The 21,461-nt window shown below is 57.6% G+C and carries 18 protein-coding genes; 10 read left to right on the forward strand and 8 right to left on the reverse strand.

From position 1 onward, the window contains the following. Nucleotides 1–49: 49 nt before the first annotated feature. From uspE to ogt, 3 genes are all read right to left on the reverse strand, one after another. Nucleotides 50–1,000 (reverse strand): universal stress protein UspE, encoded by a 951-nt coding sequence (gene uspE, locus AB2B48_RS05460; RefSeq protein WP_368301033.1) that lies wholly within the window; start codon nucleotides 998–1,000, stop codon nucleotides 50–52. A 230-nt stretch (nucleotides 1,001–1,230) separates the two neighbouring features. After that, nucleotides 1,231–1,983 (reverse strand): fumarate/nitrate reduction transcriptional regulator Fnr, encoded by a 753-nt coding sequence (gene fnr / locus AB2B48_RS05465; RefSeq protein ID WP_015964308.1) that lies wholly within the window; start codon nucleotides 1,981–1,983, stop codon nucleotides 1,231–1,233. A gap of 196 nt (nucleotides 1,984–2,179) precedes the next feature. After that, nucleotides 2,180–2,695 (reverse strand): methylated-DNA--[protein]-cysteine S-methyltransferase, encoded by a 516-nt coding sequence (ogt, locus tag AB2B48_RS05470; protein WP_220440007.1) that lies wholly within the window; start codon nucleotides 2,693–2,695, stop codon nucleotides 2,180–2,182. Between the two features lie 591 nt (nucleotides 2,696–3,286). Between ogt and smrA the strand changes: the two genes are divergently transcribed. After that, nucleotides 3,287–3,850: a DNA endonuclease SmrA gene (gene smrA / locus AB2B48_RS05475; RefSeq protein ID WP_368301034.1), complete on the forward strand. Its 564-nt coding sequence runs from the start codon at nucleotides 3,287–3,289 to the stop codon at nucleotides 3,848–3,850. On the opposite strand, the gene AB2B48_RS05480 is transcribed toward smrA, so the two are convergent. Continuing rightward, nucleotides 3,847–4,653: an IclR family transcriptional regulator domain-containing protein gene (locus AB2B48_RS05480; protein WP_220440008.1), complete on the reverse strand. Its 807-nt coding sequence runs from the start codon at nucleotides 4,651–4,653 to the stop codon at nucleotides 3,847–3,849. The two genes, smrA and AB2B48_RS05480, sit on opposite strands and share 4 nt — an antisense overlap. Before the next feature lie 168 nt (nucleotides 4,654–4,821). On the opposite strand from AB2B48_RS05480, the gene AB2B48_RS05485 reads away from it, so the two are divergent. The 7 genes from AB2B48_RS05485 to AB2B48_RS05515 all read left to right on the forward strand — a co-directional run bounded on the left by AB2B48_RS05485 (nucleotide 4,822) and on the right by AB2B48_RS05515 (nucleotide 11,212). Next, entirely contained in the window at nucleotides 4,822–5,511 is a 690-nt protein-coding gene (locus tag AB2B48_RS05485; RefSeq protein WP_368301035.1) for a 3-oxoacid CoA-transferase subunit A, read from the forward strand. A gap of 10 nt (nucleotides 5,512–5,521) precedes the next feature. Next, complete coding sequence (locus AB2B48_RS05490; RefSeq protein WP_185666368.1) at nucleotides 5,522–6,178, forward strand: 3-oxoacid CoA-transferase subunit B; 657 nt, start codon at nucleotides 5,522–5,524, stop codon at nucleotides 6,176–6,178. A gap of 9 nt (nucleotides 6,179–6,187) precedes the next feature. After that, complete coding sequence (pcaF, locus tag AB2B48_RS05495) at nucleotides 6,188–7,390, forward strand: 3-oxoadipyl-CoA thiolase (protein ID WP_368301918.1); 1,203 nt, start codon at nucleotides 6,188–6,190, stop codon at nucleotides 7,388–7,390. A 9-nt stretch (nucleotides 7,391–7,399) separates the two neighbouring features. Next, nucleotides 7,400–8,746 (forward strand): 3-carboxy-cis,cis-muconate cycloisomerase, encoded by a 1,347-nt coding sequence (locus tag AB2B48_RS05500; protein ID WP_368301036.1) that lies wholly within the window; start codon nucleotides 7,400–7,402, stop codon nucleotides 8,744–8,746. Beyond that, nucleotides 8,743–9,507, forward strand: coding sequence for a 3-oxoadipate enol-lactonase (pcaD, locus tag AB2B48_RS05505; RefSeq protein ID WP_185666218.1), 765 nt, complete (start codon nucleotides 8,743–8,745; stop codon nucleotides 9,505–9,507). The genes AB2B48_RS05500 and pcaD overlap by 4 nt, the downstream gene beginning before the upstream one ends. Beyond that, nucleotides 9,497–9,886 carry a 4-carboxymuconolactone decarboxylase gene (gene pcaC, locus AB2B48_RS05510; protein WP_185666219.1) on the forward strand — a complete coding sequence of 130 codons (390 nt, stop codon included), beginning with the start codon at nucleotides 9,497–9,499 and terminating at the stop codon, nucleotides 9,884–9,886. Before pcaD ends, pcaC begins: the two co-directional genes overlap by 11 nt. Before the next feature lie 78 nt (nucleotides 9,887–9,964). Beyond that, nucleotides 9,965–11,212, forward strand: a complete 1,248-nt coding sequence (locus AB2B48_RS05515) for a putative acyl-CoA thioester hydrolase (protein WP_368301037.1) — start codon at nucleotides 9,965–9,967, stop codon at nucleotides 11,210–11,212. 94 nt (nucleotides 11,213–11,306) lie between these two features. On the opposite strand, the gene AB2B48_RS05520 is transcribed toward AB2B48_RS05515, so the two are convergent. The 4 genes from AB2B48_RS05520 to AB2B48_RS05535 form a co-directional block, all read right to left on the reverse strand. Then, entirely contained in the window at nucleotides 11,307–12,740 is a 1,434-nt protein-coding gene (locus AB2B48_RS05520; RefSeq protein WP_368301038.1) for an aldehyde dehydrogenase, read from the reverse strand. 131 nt (nucleotides 12,741–12,871) lie between these two features. Continuing rightward, nucleotides 12,872–14,995: a virulence factor SrfC family protein gene (locus AB2B48_RS05525; protein ID WP_368301039.1), complete on the reverse strand. Its 2,124-nt coding sequence runs from the start codon at nucleotides 14,993–14,995 to the stop codon at nucleotides 12,872–12,874. After that, a complete protein-coding gene (locus tag AB2B48_RS05530; protein ID WP_333010858.1) occupies nucleotides 14,992–17,973 on the reverse strand; it encodes a virulence factor SrfB in 2,982 nt (993 codons plus the stop codon). The genes AB2B48_RS05525 and AB2B48_RS05530 overlap by 4 nt, the downstream gene beginning before the upstream one ends. Nucleotides 17,974–17,976: 3 nt before the next feature. Beyond that, complete coding sequence (locus tag AB2B48_RS05535) at nucleotides 17,977–19,308, reverse strand: SrfA family protein (RefSeq protein WP_368301040.1); 1,332 nt, start codon at nucleotides 19,306–19,308, stop codon at nucleotides 17,977–17,979. Nucleotides 19,309–19,565: 257 nt separating this feature from the next. Between AB2B48_RS05535 and AB2B48_RS05540 the strand changes: the two genes are divergently transcribed. Both AB2B48_RS05540 and AB2B48_RS05545 read left to right on the forward strand, forming a co-directional pair. Beyond that, on the forward strand, nucleotides 19,566–21,173 hold the full coding sequence (locus AB2B48_RS05540; RefSeq protein WP_368301041.1) for an ABC transporter substrate-binding protein: 1,608 nt from the start codon (nucleotides 19,566–19,568) through the stop codon (nucleotides 21,171–21,173). 9 nt (nucleotides 21,174–21,182) lie between these two features. Then, nucleotides 21,183–21,416: a DUF2526 family protein gene (locus tag AB2B48_RS05545; protein ID WP_185666226.1), complete on the forward strand. Its 234-nt coding sequence runs from the start codon at nucleotides 21,183–21,185 to the stop codon at nucleotides 21,414–21,416. Nucleotides 21,417–21,461: the final 45 nt, after the last annotated feature.

Below are 21,461 nucleotides of genomic sequence, written 5' to 3' on the forward strand. Positions count from 1 at the left end.
AGAAAAAAACCGGCTTGCGCCGGTTTTTTTATTACCATCATCAGGAGCGTTAATCGTCCTCTTCGTCATCCATCTCGACCGGCGTCTGGTAATCGTTCGGCTTAATCGCCAGCAGATCGCAGCGCAGATGGTCAATGACCTGTTCCGCGGTATTACCGAGGAATGCCGCCGAAATACCGGTACGGCCAACCGTGCCCAGCACCACGATACCGGCATCCAGATGCGCGGCTAAGTCTGGGATAACCTCTTCAGGCAACCCTTTCTCTACGTGGGTGAACTTCTCATCAATGCTGAATTTCTGACGCAGTGATTTCATCGCCAGCAGGTGCTGCCCGCGAATGGCATCGTTATATACGCTTGGGTCAAAATCAGGCAGTTCGATGGCAATATTGATAGGGGTAACAGGATAGGCGCCAATCAGGTGAACTTCGGTATGGTTGACCTGCTCTGCCAGTTCTATTGTCTCTTTTACCAGTTTCTCGTTCAGCGCGTTGTGATACTCCTCTTCGCTGGCGAGGTTGACGGCCACCAGCGCTTTACCGCCTTCCGGCCAGGGCTGATCTTTCACCATCCAGACCGGGCAAGGGCATTTACGCAGCAGGTGCCAGTCGGTAGGGGTAAAAATAACCGACTCAAGCTTGTCGTGCTGGTGCGCCATTTTCAGCAGCAGGTCGTGACCGCCGCTGATGACCTCCTGGATAATCGCCTCAAATGGACGATTGTGCCACACCACTTTAATCTCCAGCGGAACGCCTGCTTCCAGGTAGAATTTCGCCTGCTCGCGGATCCATGCGGTTCGCTGGCTAATTACGCCCTGGCGCATTGCGGTGCGCTCGTCAGGAGACAAAAGGGTGGTCATTTCATAAGAGAAATCATAGATAGGCAAAAAGGCTTTGATGCGACCGCCAATCCGTTGATGCAGATAAACGGCACGGCGCAGCGCAGGCTGATCGTCCTGGTTAGGATCGATAGCAACGAGCATATTTTGATACTTGGCCATACAGGTCTCCTTACAGCTGTAACCACAGTTTGTAAGTAAAAGATAACTCATATATGGAGAATGAAACAGGGGATAACCTTTGCCAGATCAATAAACAGGATAAATTTGATGTGCAGAAAGGCTAGCGCTAAGCGTGACCAGGCGGAGGGAAAACGGGTCAGTTTTGTCTATGAGACAAAATAAAAAACCCCGAAGATTCGGGGTTTTCAGGCAAGCAAGTGCAGAACCTATCAGGCAACGTTACGAGTATGACCCGCCAGCACCGCCAGCGCGTCGCTGTTTTCGATGGTGATGTATTTGCCTTTTACCGCCAGCATGCCGCTTTTCTGGAAACGACCCAGCAAACGGCTGATGGTTTCTACCGTCAGACCAAGGTAGTTACCGATATCGCCACGGGTCATGGTCAGGCGGAACTCACGAGGAGAGAAACCGCGCTGCGCGAAACGGCGTGACAGGTTGTAGATAAAGGCAGCCAGACGCTCTTCCGCGTTCTTCTTCGACAGCAGCAGGATCATGTCCTGATCGCCTTTGATCTCACCGCTCATCAGACGCATCATCTGCTGGCGCAGGTTCGGCATTTTACCGGACAAATCATCCAGCGTTTCGAACGGGATCTCACAAACCATTGAGGTTTCCAGCGCCTGAGCAAAGCTAGGGTGATGACCTGTCCCGATGGCATCAAAGCCTACTAAATCACCGGCCAGATGGAAGCCCGTAATCTGCTCATCACCCTGTTCGGTGATGGTATAGCTCTTGATAGTACCGGAGCGAATGGCGTACAGAGACTTCAGTTCATCACCGGCCTTGAAGAGGGTTTGCCCTTTCTGGATGGGCTTTTTGCGCTCGATAATATTATCCAGCTGATCAAGCTCATGCTCATTAAGAGTGAACGGGATGCAAAGCTGGCTGATGCTGCAATCCTGACAATGGATAGCGCAACCGCCAGACTGAATGCGTCGTATAATTCTCTTTTCCGGGATCATAGGTCTGCTCAAGCCGTAATTGATATTAGTCAATTTTAACATCTTTTTATGGAGCAGGTAAGTCTCGGCGTAGGGATTCACCCAATATTAAAAAGGGATAGTTCCTGTAGTGGTTTATATTATTGATATACATCAATAATTTTTCGGTGCGATTGTGAAAGGGGAGGCAAACATCCCGGCTATAAGGCACAGAAAATCAAAGTAGCAGGTAACCTTCATGGCGCAGAAGCCACTCTTTGCGCTGTACGCCGCCCGCATAGCCGGTCATGGTGCCGTTGCGGCCAATCACCCGATGGCAGGGCACGACAATGCTGACGGGGTTAGAACCATTGGCGGCGCCCACCGCCCGTGCTGCACCGGGGCGACCGAGCTGTTCGGCAAGCTGACCGTAGTGCATGACCTGCCCGCAGGGGATAGTGCGTAAGGTCTGCCACACTTCACGCTGGAAATCCGTGCCGCCAGTGGCCGTTGGTAATGTGTCAATAATGGCAAGATCACCCTCAAAATAGTCTGCAAGTTTCTGGCTGAGCCCGCCTGGGTTACGTGAAGCCACTCTGGTATAGCCCTGTTGACGGTAGTGAATGTCCAGCAACTGCTCCATGCGATCGCTATGTTCTTCCCACTCAATCGCCCGCAGGTGAAAATTTTCGTCACAAAGGATCCACAACGGCCCAACCGGTGTAGCAATTTTATCTTCGAGCAAAGTCAGCATCAGTACGCTCTCATTGAAGTGAATTATTCCTATACTCCACCATACCATGTGAATGCGAACCTTCTCTATACCTCAGATGTGTAACCCCATAAATTAAGAGGATTGTTTATTTTCTAGCGGGAGAGCGTGGATAAATAGAGAGATAAATAAAAATGGGAGCGCGCGATAATATAACATTATGACCGAGGGTTATAAGTAATGCATTGATAATCATAGCCAATGCTGGTTTTTATAGGTGACGCGGAATAAAAATCGGGGCCTGTCGACATCGCCAGACCCCGCAGCAACCACACAATTGTATCCGTACTGTCGCCCACTTTTGCTCCGAACAGCGGGTATTACTATTTATAACGGGTTCGCGTTAATTTTCCAGATAATTCTTGGTGATTTATTTCACGTATTGGCAATGCGCCGCAAAAATTAATTTTCAATATACAATGTTTAAGCACGCATTAATTTATTCAAATAAATAATGGGTTGCGAATGAAAATATTTGAGTGATGAGAAAGCAGACAATGTGCCGACAACGCATTGAGCCTGCCCGGCGACCCCGCTATAGTATGCGCCAGACGTAATGAAGGGGGACGACTCATGAATCTTGACGACAAATCGCTGTTTCTTGACGCCATGGAGGATGTCCAGCCGCTGAAGCAGTGCCATGATGTTCACTGGCAGCCGGCCCGTAATACGCGCGCTCGACAGCAGATAGACACGCTGCAGCTGGATAATTTTCTCACTACCGGTTTTCTGGATATCGTCCCGCTTGCCACGCCGCTGGAGTTTAAACTCGAAGGGCTGCAAACCGGCGTACTGGATAAGCTTCGGCTAGGCAAATATAGCCAGCAGGCCAGTCTGAATCTGCTGCATCAGCCGGTCGAAAAATGTCGGCAGAGCCTGTTTGCCTTTATCCACCAGGCGCAAAAAGAGAATCTGCGCAACGTGCTGATTATTCATGGCAAAGGCAAAGAAGATAACTCCCACGCCAATATCATTCGCAGCTACCTGGCCCGTTGGTTGACCGAATTCGACGAGGTACAGGCGTTTTGCAGCGCGCTACCGCATCATGGCGGCAGCGGGGCGTGCTACGTTGCACTGCGAAAGTCGGAAGCGGCAAAACAGGAAAACTGGGAGCGCCACGCCAAACGCAGCCGCTAGCGCAGCAGCAAACTCAGCTCAGAAGCCGCTTTTTGCAACTCCGGCAACACCCGCTCTAACAGCTCAGCGGCGGAAACCTGCCCGGCATGTACGCCGACGTTCAGCGCCGCTTCCACGTGCCCTTGCGGATTAAACAGCGGCACCGCCAGCGAACGCAGGCCCATTTCTAACTCCTGGTCGTTTAACGCATATCCTTGCTGACGAACGGCTTTCAGCTCGCTACGCAGTTTGGCAACGGATGAAATGGTCTGCGGGGTATAGCGAATCATGGTGATGCGCGCCAGCATATCGTTAAGTTTCTCTTCCGGCTGATAGCTCAGCAGAACACGCCCCATCGAGGTTGACCACGCGGGCAGGCGGCTACCGATATCGAGATCGATAGTCATAATGCGTGAGCTGGAGGCACGCGCGATATACAGAATATCATCGCCGTCAAGGGTCGCTATCGAACAGGACTCATTGAGCATTTCACTTAAATGCCGCAGCACCGGCTGCGCTGAACGCGCCAACGGCGTAGAGGCTAGCCACGCGTGACCGAGGGATAAAATCCGCGGACGCAGCTGAAAGTTTTTGCCGTCTTCCGCATAGACAAACCCGAGCTTGCCTAGCGTATACAGGCAGCGACGTACCGCAGCGCGTGGAATGCCGGTCTTCTGGCTGATTTGTGAAATCGACAGCACCCGACGCTGCGGCGTGAAGGCCTGAATCACCTCCAGCCCGCGCGCCAGCGAAGCCATAAAGTTCGGGTCGCCTTTAAACGGGTCGCTGTCGCCCGTCAAAATATCGTCTGGATGTTTCTCCACTTTTTCTCTCCGTTTATGCCGCCGATCACATTCTTCAGCTAAACATACACGATGTTCGATAATCGCACCATATTTCGATTATCGCCCTTGACCAGCATCGTTAAGCGGGTCACATTTTGTGCGAACAACGAATATAAGTGCGATAACCGCACATCAAGGAGCAACCTGATGATCGATAAAAGTGTGTCGACGCTGACTGATGCCGTTGCGGGTATCCACGACGGGGCGACGATAATGATTGGCGGCTTTGGGCCCGCCGGGCAGCCGACGCAGCTGATTGATGCGTTGATTGAGCAGGGCGCACGTGACCTGACCATCATCAACAATAACGCCGGTAACGGCGAAATTGGCCTCGCGGCGCTGCTGAAAGCCGGGCGCGTTCGCAAGATGATCTGTTCATTCCCACGCCAGGTCGATTCGCAGATTTTTGATGACCTCTATCGTCGCGGCAAAGTGGAGCTTGAGCTGGTACCGCAGGGAAACCTGGCGGCGCGCATTCAGGCCGCTGGCGCCGGGCTTGGGGCAATTTTCACCCCGACGGGCTACGGCACACCGCTAGCGGAAGGCAAAGAGACGCGGGAAATCGACGGTCGCCACTATGTGCTGGAATACCCGATTAAAGCGGATTTTGCGCTGATTAAAGCCCATCAGGGCGACCGCTGGGGCAACCTGGTGTATCGCAAAGCGGCGCGTAACTTTGGGCCGATCATGGCGACTGCGGCAAAAACAACGATTGCCGAAGTGACTAATTTAGTGGCGCTGGGAGAACTGGACCCGGAAAACGTCGTCACGCCAGGTATTTTTGTGCAGCGCGTTTTCTCGCTGGAAAATCTCAACGCCCAGGCACTGCGCGCCTAAGGAGCCCATGATGCAAAAACTCTCTCGTGACGATATGGCTAAACGTGTGGCGCAGGATATCCCGGAAGGGGCCTACGTCAACTTAGGCATCGGTCTGCCGACGCGCATCGCCAACTACCTGCCGACGGATAAAGAAGTCTTTCTGCACAGCGAAAACGGCCTGCTGGGCATGGGGCCGAAGCCCGCTCCGGGGGAAGAAGACCCGGAATTGATTAACGCCGGTAAAGAATTCGTCACCTTACTGCAGGGCGGTTGCTACTTTCATCACGGCGACTCGTTCGCCATGATGCGCGGCGGCCACCTCGATATCTGCGTACTGGGTGCCTATCAGGTTTCCGCCTCCGGCGACCTCGCCAACTGGAGCACCGGTGCGCCGGACTCGATTCCTGCAGTCGGCGGCGCGATGGATTTAGCCGTTGGCGCGCGTCAGGTCTTCGTGATGATGGACCACCTCACGCGCGACGGCGAGTGCAAGTTGGTTGAACACTGCACCTATCCGCTGACCGGCGTAGGCTGCGTTAGCCGTATCTATACCGACCTGGCAGTGATCGACATTACCGCCAGCGGTCCGGTGGTGCGTGAAATCTTTAACGGTCTCTCTTTTGAAGAACTGCAGCGAATGACCCCGGTAACGCTTTCCTATAATGCCGTAGCGGAAATCGCTTAAGGAACAATGATGAATCAAGCATTTATCTGCGACGCGGTCCGCACTCCGTTCGGTCGTTTTGGTGGTACTCTGGCAAGCGTCCGCGCGGACGATCTGGCGGCCCTGCCGCTGAAAGCGCTTCTTGAACGAAACCCGGGGCTTGATCCGGCTCGTATCGACGACGTGATTTATGGCTGCGCCAACCAGGCGGGTGAGGATAATCGTAACGTCGCGCGTATGGCGCTGCTGTTGGCCGGGCTGCCGGAAACGGTGCCGGGCACCACCATTAACCGTCTTTGCGGCTCCAGCCTGGACGCCATCGGCGTGGCGGCGCGGGCGATTAAAAGCGGCGAAACGCAGTTGATGATCGCAGGCGGCGTAGAGAGCATGTCGCGCGCGCCGTTTGTGATGGGTAAAGCGGAAAGTGCCTACAGCCGCAGCATGAAAATGGAAGATACCACCATCGGCTGGCGCTTTATTAATAGCCAGATGAAAGCGCGCTACGGCGTGGACTCCATGCCGGAAACGGCGGAGAACGTGGCGACCGATTTTGCCATTGCGCGCACGGATCAGGACGCGTTTGCCCTGCGCAGCCAGCAGCGTACCGCGCTGGCACAGGCCAACGGCGTGTTTAACGATGAATTAATCCCGGTGCACATCTCGCAGCGCAAAGGCGAGCCGCTAATTTTCACTCAGGATGAGCACCCGCGCAGCACCTCGCTTGAGGCGCTGGCAAAATTAAGAGGCGTGGTGCGCCCGGATGCCACCGTTACGGCGGGCAATGCCTCCGGCGTTAACGACGGTGCCTGCGCACTGCTGCTGGCCAGTGAACTGGCGATGACGCAGAACGATTTACAGCCGCTGGCGCGAGTGGTGGGTATCGCCACCGCCGGGGTGGCGCCGCGTATCATGGGCTTTGGCCCAGCACCGGCGGTGCGCAAAGTACTGGCGCAAACTGGGTTAACGCTGGCGCAAATGGATGTTATCGAGTTGAATGAAGCCTTCGCTGCGCAGGCGCTGGCGGTGCTGCGTGATTTAGGGCTGCCGGACGATGCCGCGCACGTCAACCCGCACGGTGGGGCGATTGCGCTGGGTCATCCGCTGGGGGCGTCGGGCGGGCGACTGGCGATGACGGCCGCCTACCAGCTGCGTCGTACCGGCGGGCGCTATGCGCTCTGCACCATGTGTATCGGCGTAGGCCAGGGGATCGCGCTGATTATTGAACGCGTATAAGGAGCTGGAATGAGTGTGTTGACCCCGCTATTGCGCACTGAAGCATTAACGGACATGTTCGGCGATGAACGCCTCGTTCAGGGGATGCTGGATTTTGAAGCCGCGCTGGCAACGGCGCAGGCGCGCTGCGGCGTGATCCCGAATGCGGCGGTGGAGCCAATTTCCGCCGCCTGCCGGGCATCGCTCATCGACCTGACCACGCTGGCAACAGCGGCGGCAAGCGCGGGCAATCTGGCGATCCCGCTGGTTAAACAGCTTACCCAGCGGGTGAAAAATACCGATCCGGAGGCCGCGCGCTACGTCCATTGGGGCGCGACCAGCCAGGATGCCATTGATACGGGGTTGATGCTCCAGCTCCAGCAGGCGCTTGGCGAAACGGAAACGCGGCTTGCGCGGCTTATTAGCGTGCTGGCTGAACAGGTAATGCGTCATCAGCATACGCTACTGCCGGGTCGCACCTGGATGCAGCATGCGCTGCCCATCACCTACGGGTTGAAACTGGCGGGCACGCTCGATGCGTTGCTGCGCTGGCAGGAACGGCTGGCGCAAATGCGGCCGCGCGTGCTGGCGCTGCAGTTTGGTGGCGCGGCGGGCACGCTGGCATCGCTAAAAGAGAAGGGGCCGGAAGTCGCACAGGCGCTGGCCGCTGAGCTGAACCTGATGCTTCCCGATACGTCGTGGCATAGCCAACGCGACAGGCTGATTGAACTGGCAAGCTGGTACGCCGGACTGTGCGGGACGCTGGGCAAATTTGCCAACGACTTTGCTTTAATGATGCAAACGGAAGTGGCGGAAGTGAGCGAACCGATAGCCGAAGGGCGCGGGGGTTCCTCCGCGATGCCGCATAAACGTAACCCGGTGAGCTGCGCCGCGATTCTGGCGGCGGTGACCAGAGTGCCGGGGCTGATGGCAACGCTGTATGCTAGCCAGATTCAACAGCACGAACGCGCGCTGGGCGGCTGGCAGGCGGAGTGGGAAACGCTGCCGGAGCTGGTGATGCTGGCGGGCGGGGTGCTGGAAAACAGCGAATACCTGGTAAAAGGGATGCAGGTGAATACGCATAAAATGCGCGATAACCTGGATATTACCCACGGTCTGGTGATGGCGGAATCGGTCACCCAGGCGCTGGCGACGCATCTCGGTAAAGCCGATGCTCACCATCTGATTGAAACGATTTGCCACCGGGCGATTGCGCTTGATTGCCCGCTACGACCGCTGTTGGAAAACGATCCGCTGGTGAGCCAGCATCTTTCTCCAGAGCAACTGACGCAGCTACTGGACCCGGCAAACGCTGTCGGTAGCGCGGACCACTTTGTGCGCCAGGTATTGGCGCGCTTTCAGGAGTTAGGGACATGAATATCCATTATCGCCTCGACGGACCGGAAAAGGCACCGGTACTGGTGTTATCAAACTCACTGGGCACCACGCTCTCCATGTGGGACGCGCAAATGCCCGCGCTGACCGAATACTTCCGCGTACTGCGCTACGATACGCACGGTCACGGGCAAACAACCAAACGCGGAAAAGTGACGCTGTCACAACTTGGGGAAGACGTTATTTCGCTGCTCGATCACCTGAATATCGACCGCGCCAGCTTCTGCGGCATTTCGATGGGCGGCCTGACCGGGCTTTGGCTGGCGCGCTTCGCGCCGGAGCGTTTTGACGCTGTTGCGGTGGCGAACACCGCCGCGAAGATTGGTGAACAAGCAGGCTGGCTCTCCCGTGCGCGCACCGTGCGCAGTGAAGGCATGGGCGTAGTGGCTGCCGGTTCCGCCGACCGCTGGTTTACCCCGGCGTTTCGTCAGCATCAACCGGCAATAGTTGAACAGCTTTGCCATCAACTGGCGGAGTCCGAAGCCGAAGGTTATGCCGAGTGCTGCGATGCGCTGGCGGCGGCGGATCTGCGGGCAGAAGTGGCGGCAATTACCGTGCCGATGCTGATCATCGCCGGTGAGTATGACCCGGTCACCACCGTGGACGATGCCGACTATCTGCATCAGCAAATAGACGGCGCGTTCCAGGTTGAACTCCCGGCTTCGCATCTCTCAAATATTGAAGCCAGCGACGAATTTAACGCCGCGCTGGTATCGTTTTTACGGAGGAATCATGGCGGATAACGAACGTTATCAGCAGGGAATGGTGGTACGACGCAAAGTGCTGGGCGATGCCCACGTTGACCGCACCGTGGCGAAACTCTCACCGCTGAACGAAGAGTTTCAGGACTTTATCACGCGCTACGCCTGGGGCGAAACCTGGACCCGTCCGGGGCTGGATCACCACACGCGCAGTATGATAACCATCGCCATGTTGATTGCGCTGAACCGCGAAGCCGAACTGAAAATGCATCTGCGCGCGTCGTTTAATAACGGCGTCACCCGCGATGAGCTGAAAGAGTTGATTATGCACTCGGCGCTTTACTGCGGGCTGCCCGCAGCAAATGCCACCATGCACCTGGCTCAGCAGGTGTTTGATGAGGTCGACGCGGAGAAAGCGTGATCGCGTAGTGAAAAAATAAAACGTAGTTCCATTATTATCGGTAATCTTTTTCTGTTTAACATTGTTAATGGAGAACCGATGACAAGACTACGTTACCCTGGGATGTCGACGCTGCTCTGTATGCCGCTGGTGCTACAGGGCTGCGTCGCTTCCTCGTCAACTGGCACCGCCAGTCGGCCGCAGTTGACGGCGCAGGAAGCTTCCGCCTATACCGCTGAAAACTACTTTGCTCGCGGTGGAATGCTCAACCATCTCCAGGGCGCCTGGCAGCCCAAGCCCATCGTTCCCGATAACGATACTCCGTGGCGGGTCGCGAAGTCCGGTGCGCCGTTTAGCGATATTCAGCAGGTGATTGACGCTGCCATCGCCCAGCACAAAGGCCGCGAGCGTCTCTATATCCGAATCGATCCCGGTGTTTATAGCGGCACGGTTTATATTCCCGACGATGCGCCGCCCATCACCCTTTTTGGTACCGGTAAACAGGCAGACGCGGTGCGCATTGAGTTCGCGCTGGACTCGCAGTTTAGTCCGGCAAAGTACCGCGAAATCGTCAACGCCAACCGCTATCCGCCGAGCTCCCCGGCCTATTATCAGTACGCCCTCTGCGCTGGCAGAACCAGCGCGCTGATAGGCACCAACTGCGCCGCCGTATTCTGGGCGCAAAGCCATGATTTGCAGCTCTATAACCTGACTATCGCTAACAGTTTGCTGGATACGGTTGACGGCGGCACCCATCAGGGTGTGGCGCTGCGTACCGATGGCGATCGCATTCAGCTCCAGCGCGTCCGTCTGCTGGGGCGTCAGGATACGCTGTATCTCAATATCAGCGACCGTAAAAATGATGCGCTGACCGATCGTCTTTATCGCGTCCTGGTGCAGGACAGCTACGTGGAAGGGGATGTGGATTACGTATTTGGCCGCGCTAATGTGGTGTTCGACCGGGTGCATTTCCACACGGTATCCAGCCGCCGCTCGCCGGAAGCCTATGTGCTGGCCCCCAACACGCTGCCGGATAACCCGTACGGATTCCTGGTGAAGAACAGCCGTTTTACCACCGACGACGGATATAAAGGTGCGTTTAAGGCCAAGCTTGGCCGTGCGTGGGATCAAGGGGCAGGGAAAACGGGTTACCTGCCGGGCAAAACGGCAAACGGGCAGGCGTTGATTGTCGATAGCACCGTTGATAGCGGCTACGACGCACTGTCGCCGTGGGGCGCAGCGGCCACCACGGCGAGGCCGTATAAGGCGAATGCGGAGAGTTCACGGCAGCTTAACGACGTGTATTTCAACCGCTTGTGGGAGCGGAATACGCATTGGGAGAAGTAGAGCCGGTGCCTCCCTGGAGTCGGCTGCGCCTCGTCCGGGCTACATATTCGCGATGTAGCCCGGCCAAGCGAAGCGCCGCCGGGATCGCTGCGGGTCAGAACGGCAATTGTCTTGGCTGCGTCTGCATCGTAATCCAGCGCAGCTCGGTAAACTCATGGATCCCCTCCCGTCCGCCAAAGCGACCGTAGCCGGAATCTTTGGTGCCGCCGAAAGGCATCTGCGCTTCATCGTGTACCGTCGGGCCGTTAATGTGGCAGATCCCCGTTTGCAGGTTCTGCGCCACGTTCCACGCCCGCGCGGTATCGCGACTGTAGACCGCCGACGATAAGCCATAGGCACTGTCGTTGGCAATCCGTACCGCGTCCTGCTCATCGGCCGCGCGGATCACCGCTTTGACCGGGCCGAATGACTCTTCATGCCAAAGGCGCATGGCGGGCGTGACGCCGTCCAGCAGCGTTGCCGACATCAACGTTGAATCCGCTTTTCCACCGGTTAGCAGCGTTGCGCCGTGCGCCAGCGCGTCGTCAATCAGCGCATTGCAGCGATCCACGGTTTTCTTATCGACCACCGACCCTAACAGCCCGTCCGGCAAGCCGTTCACCCGCTTAACCAGTGCGTCAATAAACGGCTCGGCAATCGCCTGTTCAACGATAATGCGTTCGGTCGACATGCAAATCTGTCCGGCGTTGGCGAACGCGCCGAAGGTCGCTCCGGCGGCAGCCTGGTCGATATCGGCGTCATCCAGCACCAGCAGCGGCGCTTTACCACCCAGTTCCAGGACAACGGGTTTGAGGTATTTCGCGCAGGTCTGCGCAATGAGGCGGCCAACCGGTGTCGAACCGGTGAAGTTAATCCGCCGCACGCCGGGGTGGGCAATTAAGCTTTCGACCAGCGTGGGTGCATCCTGCGGAGCGCAGGTCAGATAGTTCACCACCCCCGCCGGGAACCCCGCCGCCGCCAGTGAATCGATAATCAGCCCTTGGGTGGCAGGCGATAGCTCAGAACCTTTGAGGATCACCGTATTGCCGCAGGCAAGCGGCGTGGCGATAGCGCGTACCGCCAAAATAATCGGCGCGTTCCACGGCGCCATGCCGAGCACCACGCCAGCCCCCTGACGGGTAGCCATCGCCAGGTTGCCGGGAATATTTGAGGGGATCACCTGACCGTCGATCTGCGTGGTTAACGCTGCGGCCTCGCGCAGAATATCAGCCCCGAGGTGCACGTTAAACCCGGCCCACTGCGGCGTAGCGCCCGTTTCGGCATTCATGGTGGCGATAAACTGTTCGCTGCGTTTTTCCAGCTTATCGGCGGCAGCCAGCAGCAATCGACGGCGCTCACCGGGTGGTGTGTCGCGCCACTGTGGGAATGCGGCAGCGGCGGCATCGGCGGTGCGGGTGGCATCGGTCAGCGTGGCGGCGGGGGCGACGCTAGCGACGGTTTGCGTCACCGGATTCAGACGGGTAAAAGTGGCGGCGTTTTGCGCAGCGCACGCTTCGCCGTGAATAAACAGGGTACAGGTGATGGTCATGGCAGCCTCTTATCGACTCGGGTTATCCATCGAGTGTAAAGAGGCGTGGGCAGGTTGAATATCCATCAGGCAGATTTCGCACGCTTTTTTTCAGCTTTTGAAAGCGGTTCACATCCTTGTGCCGCCGAGGGTTATCTGAGAAGGGCGTGCAGCCGTTGCTGCGCGTCGTCGCGCAATGCCAGTAGATTGACCGCGTCACCCGGTTCAATGCTGCGGGCGTAAAGCGCGACCAGCCAGTCATAGACGTAGCGAGTGGCGGCGTGCACCGGCTGTTCACCAAGCTGGGTTAAACGCGTGCGCGACGCTGCTGTCGGTTGAACAAAAATAGCGCTGCCTTTCGCAATACGGCTGGCCGGGCGTTGCGCCACCGGCTGCTCGGCATAACCCAGCCAGTTAATAAAGTTGCCGATAATCGCGCGAAGCTGGGCTGCACCAGCCTGTTGCTCGGCGCTGGCGCGTCGTAGCTGTTGCCCGAGCGACAGATGCTGGCTGGCACTTAGCAGAGACAGCGCCAACTGCTGCTGAGTGTCGCTGCTGAGCAGCGCATGCGGCTGGCGGCTCCACTGGCGCAGGTGTTTGCACCACAGGGCATAGGCCTGTGAACCATTATCCTGATGCGTCAGCGGGTTTGACGCGATGGCCTCCGGCGCGGCAAACAGGTCTACCGCATCGTTAAACAGGCCGCTCACTTTTTCTTCGCGCTGCTGCTGTACCTGACAAAGGGCATCGAACGCCGCCAGTTCAGGTAACAGACTCTCCAGCAGTTCGCCGTGGCGGGCCGCGTGGGTTTGCAGTTCGCGGATCATGGTCTCGACGCGTGCTTTATCCGGCTGCGCAGGCGCCAGCAGCGGCTGGCATAGCGTCCGCAGCTGTTGCTGACGGGCGCTACTGATAGCCGCAAAGCGACGCTGGCGTAATTCCGGCTGCGAAGCCTGCGACAACCACTCAATCAGGCGCTGCAGACTGCTGTGATCCAGCGCCTGCAGCGTACCCCAGTGCTGGCCCGGTTTACCGACCAGTTGCTGAATAGCTTCATCAAAATGGCGTTTGTGGAGGAAGCGATCGTCCTCAGGCGTAATCGCCCACACCAGCCCCGGCAGCTTGTTTTCCTGTACCGGCTGGGTTTCATTCACCCAACGCAACAGGGTTTTGGCAGATGACGGGATCGCGCTGCGCTGTGCTGTGGCGTTGCAGGTCAGCAGGATATCCGGCTGCTGCTGCTGGCGATAGTAGTCGAGCAGCCAGCGACATTTGCTGGTCCACAGCGGCGCTTCATCAACCAGCGGCGGTACGGGAATGTCGATGATATCCACGTTATCCAGTACGCCGTGTTCGGTACTGAGCACCAGTTCCAGGGTCAACTGCGCCAGCGTGGTTACCGGGACGCTTACCGCATTCTGGTAGCCATCGCGGGTCAGTGGGTGCACCAGCACCGCGTCGTCGCTTTCGCCACCTGGCGTTAAGAAAGCGTCCATTGGCAGAGTAAAGGCATCGACCAGCAGGCTCAGCGGTGCCATCACTTCCCGGCGATTGCCGAGTTGATGCAGCGTGTGCGCCAGCGTCAACCATTGCTGGGTTAATTCCTGCTGTTCGCCCCAAAGCAGTGACCAGGCGCGGGCGCGGGCGCTGAGATCCAGTGACGGCAGCAGATGGGCAAACTGATACCACAGCGCATCGTCAATCTGCTGATAGTTGCCCGGCAAGGTATCGCGCCAGAAGCGGCTGATGGCGGCGATGTCGCTCGCACTCAGCCCCGGCACCGGCTGCGGCTGACGCAGGCTCTGCCAGCCGCGCAGGCGTTCGGCAATCACGCTGCTGTCCGGCGGGCGAATATCGCCGCGCTGCCAGGCATGGGCGATAAACAGCTGCACCAGCTCCGCTTCGCGCATCAATTTCAGGCGTAGCGGGAAGGCATCGTCCGGCGTGGACTGGTCGCGGCTAAAGCGCAGCGCCATTTGGGTCAGGCTATGGCCGGGATTGATATGGCTAAAATAGTCGAGCGTTTTGCTACCGCTCTGCACCGTTAAGCGGCCTTCACCGCTGCCGCACAGCGTGCGCAGCAGGTGTGCTTTTGAGGGCTGCGAATGGCCGAACAGCGCAATGCTGGCGCGACAGTTCAGCGCCTGCTGGTGGGATTGCTGCTGCGCATCGAGGGCGAGCAGGCGGATAAGCAGGGCATCGGCGTCATCATCCAGCGCCGGGTGCGTGTGTCGCTCAGTGGCAAGCCAGTCCATTACAGCGTTTACAGTGGTCATTTCAGGAATACGCTCCCGCTATCAATCCAGTAATGGCTGCCGCTATGACGGCGGTCGGCCAACGTATTTAGCTTCAGGGTCAGGGCATCCGGCGAAACCGGCGTACCGTCCTGCAACCACGCATCGCTCAGCACGAATGCCTGTGGCGCTTCGTTTTTGCTGCCGCCCTGAAGCTTGAGGCGAACCTGCAGTACGCCGTCGCCGGCAATGGCGCGAGCCAGATCCGGTGAGTTGATGCTCAGGGTATACAGCGGCGTGGCGGGCCAGCGGGTATTCGCGAGCTGGCGGAAGCCGAGGGTGACGTTACCACGCAGCGGGAAATGCAGGCGGGCATCGAGCTTCGCGCCCGGCTTGTCGAGATCAAGATCGTGGTACCAGATGTTCTCATCGCGCAGGGTATTCACGGTTTTATCCAGCACGCCGAGATAGCGAACGGTGGAGTAGGCACCGATATCCGCAGCCTTAAAGTTGAAGTGCGGCAGACGCAGATCCAACGCCAGGCTGCACAGCATCGCGCCGACGGCGGCAGTGGATTTCGGGTTGCCGATACGGCCCTGCTGGCTGAACGGATACCACTCGTGAACGTGATATTTATCCAGCCACACCATGCGGTTCACCGGCACCGGCTGGAGATAACGAATCAGTGCCTGAACGCCCGGCAGGCAGCCCGGTCGCCCGGTGACCAGCAGCACGTCGCAGCTGTAGTGGGAAATGGCTTCACACAGCGCGTGCAGCGGGCCGGCAAGAGTAAATTCGCCCGCCAGCATTGCCGACTGAAGGCTGCTGAAGGTGACTTCCAGCGGCACGGCGAGAAGATCAAACGGTGCACTCCCGGCGGGCAGCGCATGCTCGATGGCCTGGCCGACGTAGTTCATCACGTTACGGGTCGGCGTTTGTGATAACAGTTCGCCAAAGGTGGCGTGCAGCCCGGCCAGCGGGTCCTGTACGTCGCTTTGTTCCCATGCGGCGAGAATGGCATGACCAATCGGCATAAACAGTTGCAGCGTGGTCTGCTGACGCAGTACCGCCTGAGTGTCCAGACGTCCGGAATCGCCAAACAGCGTGGCCATCAGCGCTTGCGCATCGGCGACGCCGGATTTTTGCAGCTGGGTTTGCAGCGCAGGGAGAACACAGCGCTGAATAATATCCAGCAGCACGTCATCCCCGGCGATTTTAAAGCCTTCGCGGAACAGCAACTGCGGGGTGATTTTGACGTTGCCGCCAATACCATCGTCCAGTTGATACTCGGCAATCGCCATATCGGTGGTGCCGCCGCCGAGATCCAGCGAGGCGATGCGCAGCGTGCGGCCAGCAGTTTCGCCCGCTTCCGGCTGACGATCCGGGCGCGCCATCGCAGTAAACAGCGCTTCGGTTTGCCCGGCAAAGTGGGAAATCGCTTCGTTGTACAGCCACACCAGTTGGCCGCAGCTGGCTTCATCCCACTCCATATGAATTTTCGGGATTGGCACGACGCTTTTTTCCTGCAGACGGACGTTGGCAAAATCGTCGTCCTGCGGGTGCCAGCCCATCGCTTTCCACACCAGCGCGATAGCTTCAAACATCCGACGACGGAAAATCTCGCGTTCCTGCTTCGGCATTGCTGATGGCAGGGTGAGGATCAGCGTGCGCAGCTGGCGCGGCGAGGCCGGGAAGCCCAGGCGCAGACGGGTGGCTACGCTGTTGATCTGTCCCAGCGCCTGTGCCAGCAGTTCGCAGAGCATATGGGTCATCAGGGTGCTGCGGCTGTACTGCGGCGAGAAGACCGGCATGCGTTCGTCCGGTGGCAGGGTAAACAGCGGCTGGCCTTCGTCGTTCATCAGGTTCATCAGCGGGAAGGCGGTTGCCAGCGGTTCACGCTGAGTTTTGCTGTTCATCTGGCTAAAGCGCCAGTCCTGGACCGTCGGCGTTTCGTCCCACAGGTAGCGACGCGGGCTGGAGATCCCGCTGTAGCCTTCGGTGCCGGCACGCTGCATCGCCAGCTTGCGGGCTTCATCACCCACGCGTACAAGAGAAGGCCAGATAAAGGCGTCTTCGCGTCCGCTTTCTACCGAGAAATGTTGCTTACCGAAGCGAGATTCCGAGAACTCGACCCGGCTGGTAAACAGCGGTTCGTTCAGGTACTGCGGCTCGCTGAGCGACCGCACCTGCAGCTCGGCGGTCTGGCGCAGGCCATCGTTAGCATCGCCGTGGTCTTCAATGATCACGCCGCAGGTGTGGGTGTTGCCGACGTCGAGAATTAAATCGACCGGAATAGCTGGCGTGCTGAGGGTGGCGGTGACCATCTTAATTTCCGGCACCGTCAGCTGTTCGCCGAGCAGCGCCAGAATGTTCATCCAGTGGCCCTGATATTCAAAGCTGCGCAGCGCCTGAGCAATGTCACGCTCGCTGCGGGTTTCATGGGCGGAGGTGGTTTGCTGAAACACTTCGCGTAGCCAGCCGTCAATCCAGGTCTGGTCGAGGAAATCGGCAATTTCATTATCGCGCCAGGCCAGCGCAAAGCGGGTGCCGTTCAGCAGATCGCCCGCCACCGGGGAGAGCGATGTGGCGTCATCCGGGCTAATCTGGCTGTCGAACGCCAGCGTCACGCGGTGGGTATTACCCGCGCTGTCCGGCTCCGCCAGCTTTCTTATCTGCACACGCGCCCAGTTATCCGGCCCTTCAACGAAGGTGCGCGGTGGGTTAAAGCGCAGGAACGGCAGCGGCAGCCAGACGCCGTCGAGCAGCGTCAGCGAGTGGTGCAGGGAGAGCGTTGACTCGGGCTTGACCACTTCCGGCGCGCGGCCGGGTTCACCTGGCAGGGTGTAGCGCTGGTTGACCACATCATAATCGAGGCGCAGCAGCGGGCCGTTGGCGGTTTTGCGCACGAAGCGCCCGTGCTGGAGCGACTCCTGCGGGCTGAGACCGAAATCGAGGAACTGCACGCCGCTATTGGCAATCAGCGTAACGCTCTGTTTGTAATCGCAAAGGGTGACCAGCATGGCTTAGGCTCCCGTCTTTTTAAAGGTCAACGGCACAACAGTCTTAGCATCAAACCGTGCGGTACAGACGGCAACGTTGCTGTTGCCAGGCTTGCAGCTGATTTCCGGCAGCGGGTAGCGCGCGCCGTCGCTGCACTGCGCGTTACCGCGGCTTTTGATCATCAGCTCGCCGTTCTGGTGCAGGCCGGAGAACACTGCCGCTTTGCAGACGATACTGCCTTCACGCACCACGCGGGCGGTGCCTTTGTTGTTCTGAATCTGATAACGCAGGCTCGGCGCTTTGCCGCTATGGGCATCGCTGACGTCCATTTGCACGCGCCAGGTGCCGTTGAGGAAGCGGGTTGTTCCGGCACGCAACTGGTCGGCGTCCATCACCATTGCGTCTTTTGGAATCACGGCGATCACCACCGGTTTTTCTTCTGGCTCAACAACGGGCTCAACCTTCACGCTCGCCTGGTGCAGCGGCAGGTCGCTAATCAGAACCGGCATTGCTGGGCCTTTGAGGACAACGGGCGCAGGTGCGGGTGCGGCCTGTGTAACGGGTTCGGATTCGGCCTGAGTGCTCGGGATCATTAACGGTACGGCAATGGCCACGGCGGCTACTGCGGCAGCCAGCGGCAGTCCCCAGACCCAGCGTGGGCGACGCGCTTTTGGCGCGACGGTAGCCGTAACAGGCGCAGGCGCCTGCGGTGGCTCTTCAGCGTCTTCCTCCGGCAATGTATAGGCATTAATCAGCGGTTCGTTGGCGGAGATAAGTGGAGTATCGGCTTCGCTAAAGGTGACGATTGCCGGCTCCGGCTCTTCCACTTCAGGCACTTCGTCAATGACCGGTTCTTCTTCTATTATCTCCGGTTCAACGTAACGCAGGCAGTCGAGGGCATCTTCCCGCGCACCTTCGTTGAGGTTTACAAAGCCCCAGAAGCTGATAACCGGCTTGCCATCGACCAGAAACAGGTGATTTTCGCCGGGGAACTGCAGGGATTTTTCCAGTAGCGCGCCGAACAGTTGCTGCGCGGTTTTCTCCGACTGCAGGCATTTTTTGCTGAGCGCGCGGGCGCTCTCCTGCAGGCCTTCTAAATAATGCAGCGCGCGGGTGCGCTGGGTTTCGTCGGCCGCTTTCCAGCCGATAATCTCGCCGTCGACCGGGGAGTACCAGTCAACGCGATCGCCTTCATCATTCAACTGCGGTATCGCCAGACAATCGGCCAGCGCCAGCTGTTTGCGTAAGCGCAGGGTTTCGCGCACCTGAAGCGCAGAATGAAATACGGTTTGCCCGCCGCCGCCTACGGCCTGGAAATCATCAAGACTTCCACTGCGTAAAAGAGTTTTTGCCACGTTCCTGTCCCATAGACTTCTTCACGTCATTACTTTACGCAAAGCAAAATGCAACAAACGGCGAAAGAGAGGGGTAAATTGGGTAATTCTCGCGGCATTGAATGGCTGGACTTAAGTGAAATCACCAGGCAGGCGATGAAGAAACCAGCAATAAACGGTTATTCAGCATAACCTGAGACAAATTGGTTATTTGCCAGTTATCTGCCCCTGTGCTGTTATTAAGCGGTCCATATAATAAAATCGAAAGGCTTATAACCATGATCACAGGGAACACCACAGGGAAAACGCTCCTCGCGCTGGCTTTCAGCGCGCTGCTACCGGCCGGCGCGATGGCGGCAAATACCGACACGCTGGTTTATTGCTCCGAAGCATCGCCAGAATCCTTTAATCCGCAGATTGCCAACTCCGGCCCATCGTTTGTGGCCAGCTCGCAGGTGCTCTATAACCGCCTGATCAACTTTGATCCGGTGAAAAATACCCCGGTTCCTTCCCTGGCAACGGCCTGGACCATCTCTCCGGACGGCCTGACTTATACCTTTACGCTGCGTCAGGGCGTGAAGTTCAACAGCAACAAATTCTTCAAACCGACGCGCGATTTCAATGCCGATGACGTGATTTTCTCGGTGATGCGTCAGAAAGACGTCAATCACCCGTACCATAAGGTGTCGCAGGGCAACTATGAGTACTTCAGCGATGTTGGCCTCGATAAACTGATCAAAGAAGTGAAGAAGATTGATGATAACCACGTACAGTTTGTGCTGAGCGAACCGAACGCCGCGTTCCTCGCCGATTGGGGAATGGATTTTGCCTCGATTCTCTCGGCGGAATATGCCGATCAGATGATGAAAAAAGGCACCCCGGAGAACGTAGACAACTGGCCAATTGGTACCGGCCCGTACGTGCTGCAACAGTACAAAGTGGACTCGCAGATTCGTTATCTGGCGAACCCGAACTACTGGGATGGCGAGGTGCCGACCAAACACCTGATCTTCGCTATCACCCCGAACGTGGAAACGCGTCTGGCGAAGCTGCAAACCAACGAATGCCAGATTATCCCGGCACCGTCGCCGGTTCAGTTCGATGTTATCAAGGGCAACAAAGATCTGACGCTGCATTCCGTTGATGCGCTGAACGTCGGCTATCTGGCGTTTAATACCGAGAAAAAACCGTTTGATAACGTGCTGGTGCGTCAGGCGCTGAACTACGCTACCGACAAACAGGCTATCGTTAACGCGGTGTTTATGGGCTCTGGCACCGTGGCGAAATCACCGATTCCGCCGAACATGATGGGCTATAACAAAGATCTCAAAGACTACAGCTACGATCCAGAAAAAGCGAAGGCGCTGCTGAAGCAGGCTGGGCTGGAGAAGGGCGCGGAAGTGACCCTGTGGTCAATGCCAGTGCAGCGTCCGTATAACCCGAACTCGCGCCGTATTGCTGAAATGATCCAGAACGACTGGGCCAAAGTGGGCATTAAAGCGAAGATCGTCAGCTATGAGTGGGGGGAATATCTCACCGGTATTCGTAAAGGCGAACACGACAGTGCGCTGTATGGCTGGATGTCAGACAACGGCGACCCGGATAACTTTGCCAACACGCTGCTCGGCTGCGACAGCATTAAAACCGGCTCTAACGCCGCGCGCTGGTGCAATAAAGAGTATGATGGGCTGGTGAAAAAAGCCCTGGTGGTGAGCGACCCGGCGAAGCGTGCCGCGCTCTACGGTCAGGCGCAGGAGATTTTCTATCAGCAGGCGCCGTGGATTGCGCTGGCGAACGGCAAAACCTTCTACGCCACGCGTAGCAACATCACCGGCTATAGCGTTAGCCTGATGGGCAGCGATTTCTCGAAAGTGAAAATTAATTAAGGAGTGAATATGTCACATCTGGATGAGGTCATCGCGCGCGTGGACGCCGCGGTGCAAGAGAACGTGATTACGCATATGAATGAATTGCTGGTGGTGTTAAGCGATGACGCCGAGCTGAGTCGTGAAGATCGTTTCACCCAGCAGCAGCGCCTGCGTGTGGCAATTTCTCATCATGGCCAGCATCTGCGTGAGCAGGAAGAGGCGCGTAAAGAGCAGCTCACTTCCGGTGGGACGATTCTTTAAGTCAGGCATGGTTCCCGGCGGCGCTTCGCTCGGCCGGGCTACGTT

The organism is Kluyvera sichuanensis (assembly GCF_040930405.1).
Taxonomy (GTDB): domain Bacteria; phylum Pseudomonadota; class Gammaproteobacteria; order Enterobacterales; family Enterobacteriaceae; genus Kluyvera; species Kluyvera sichuanensis.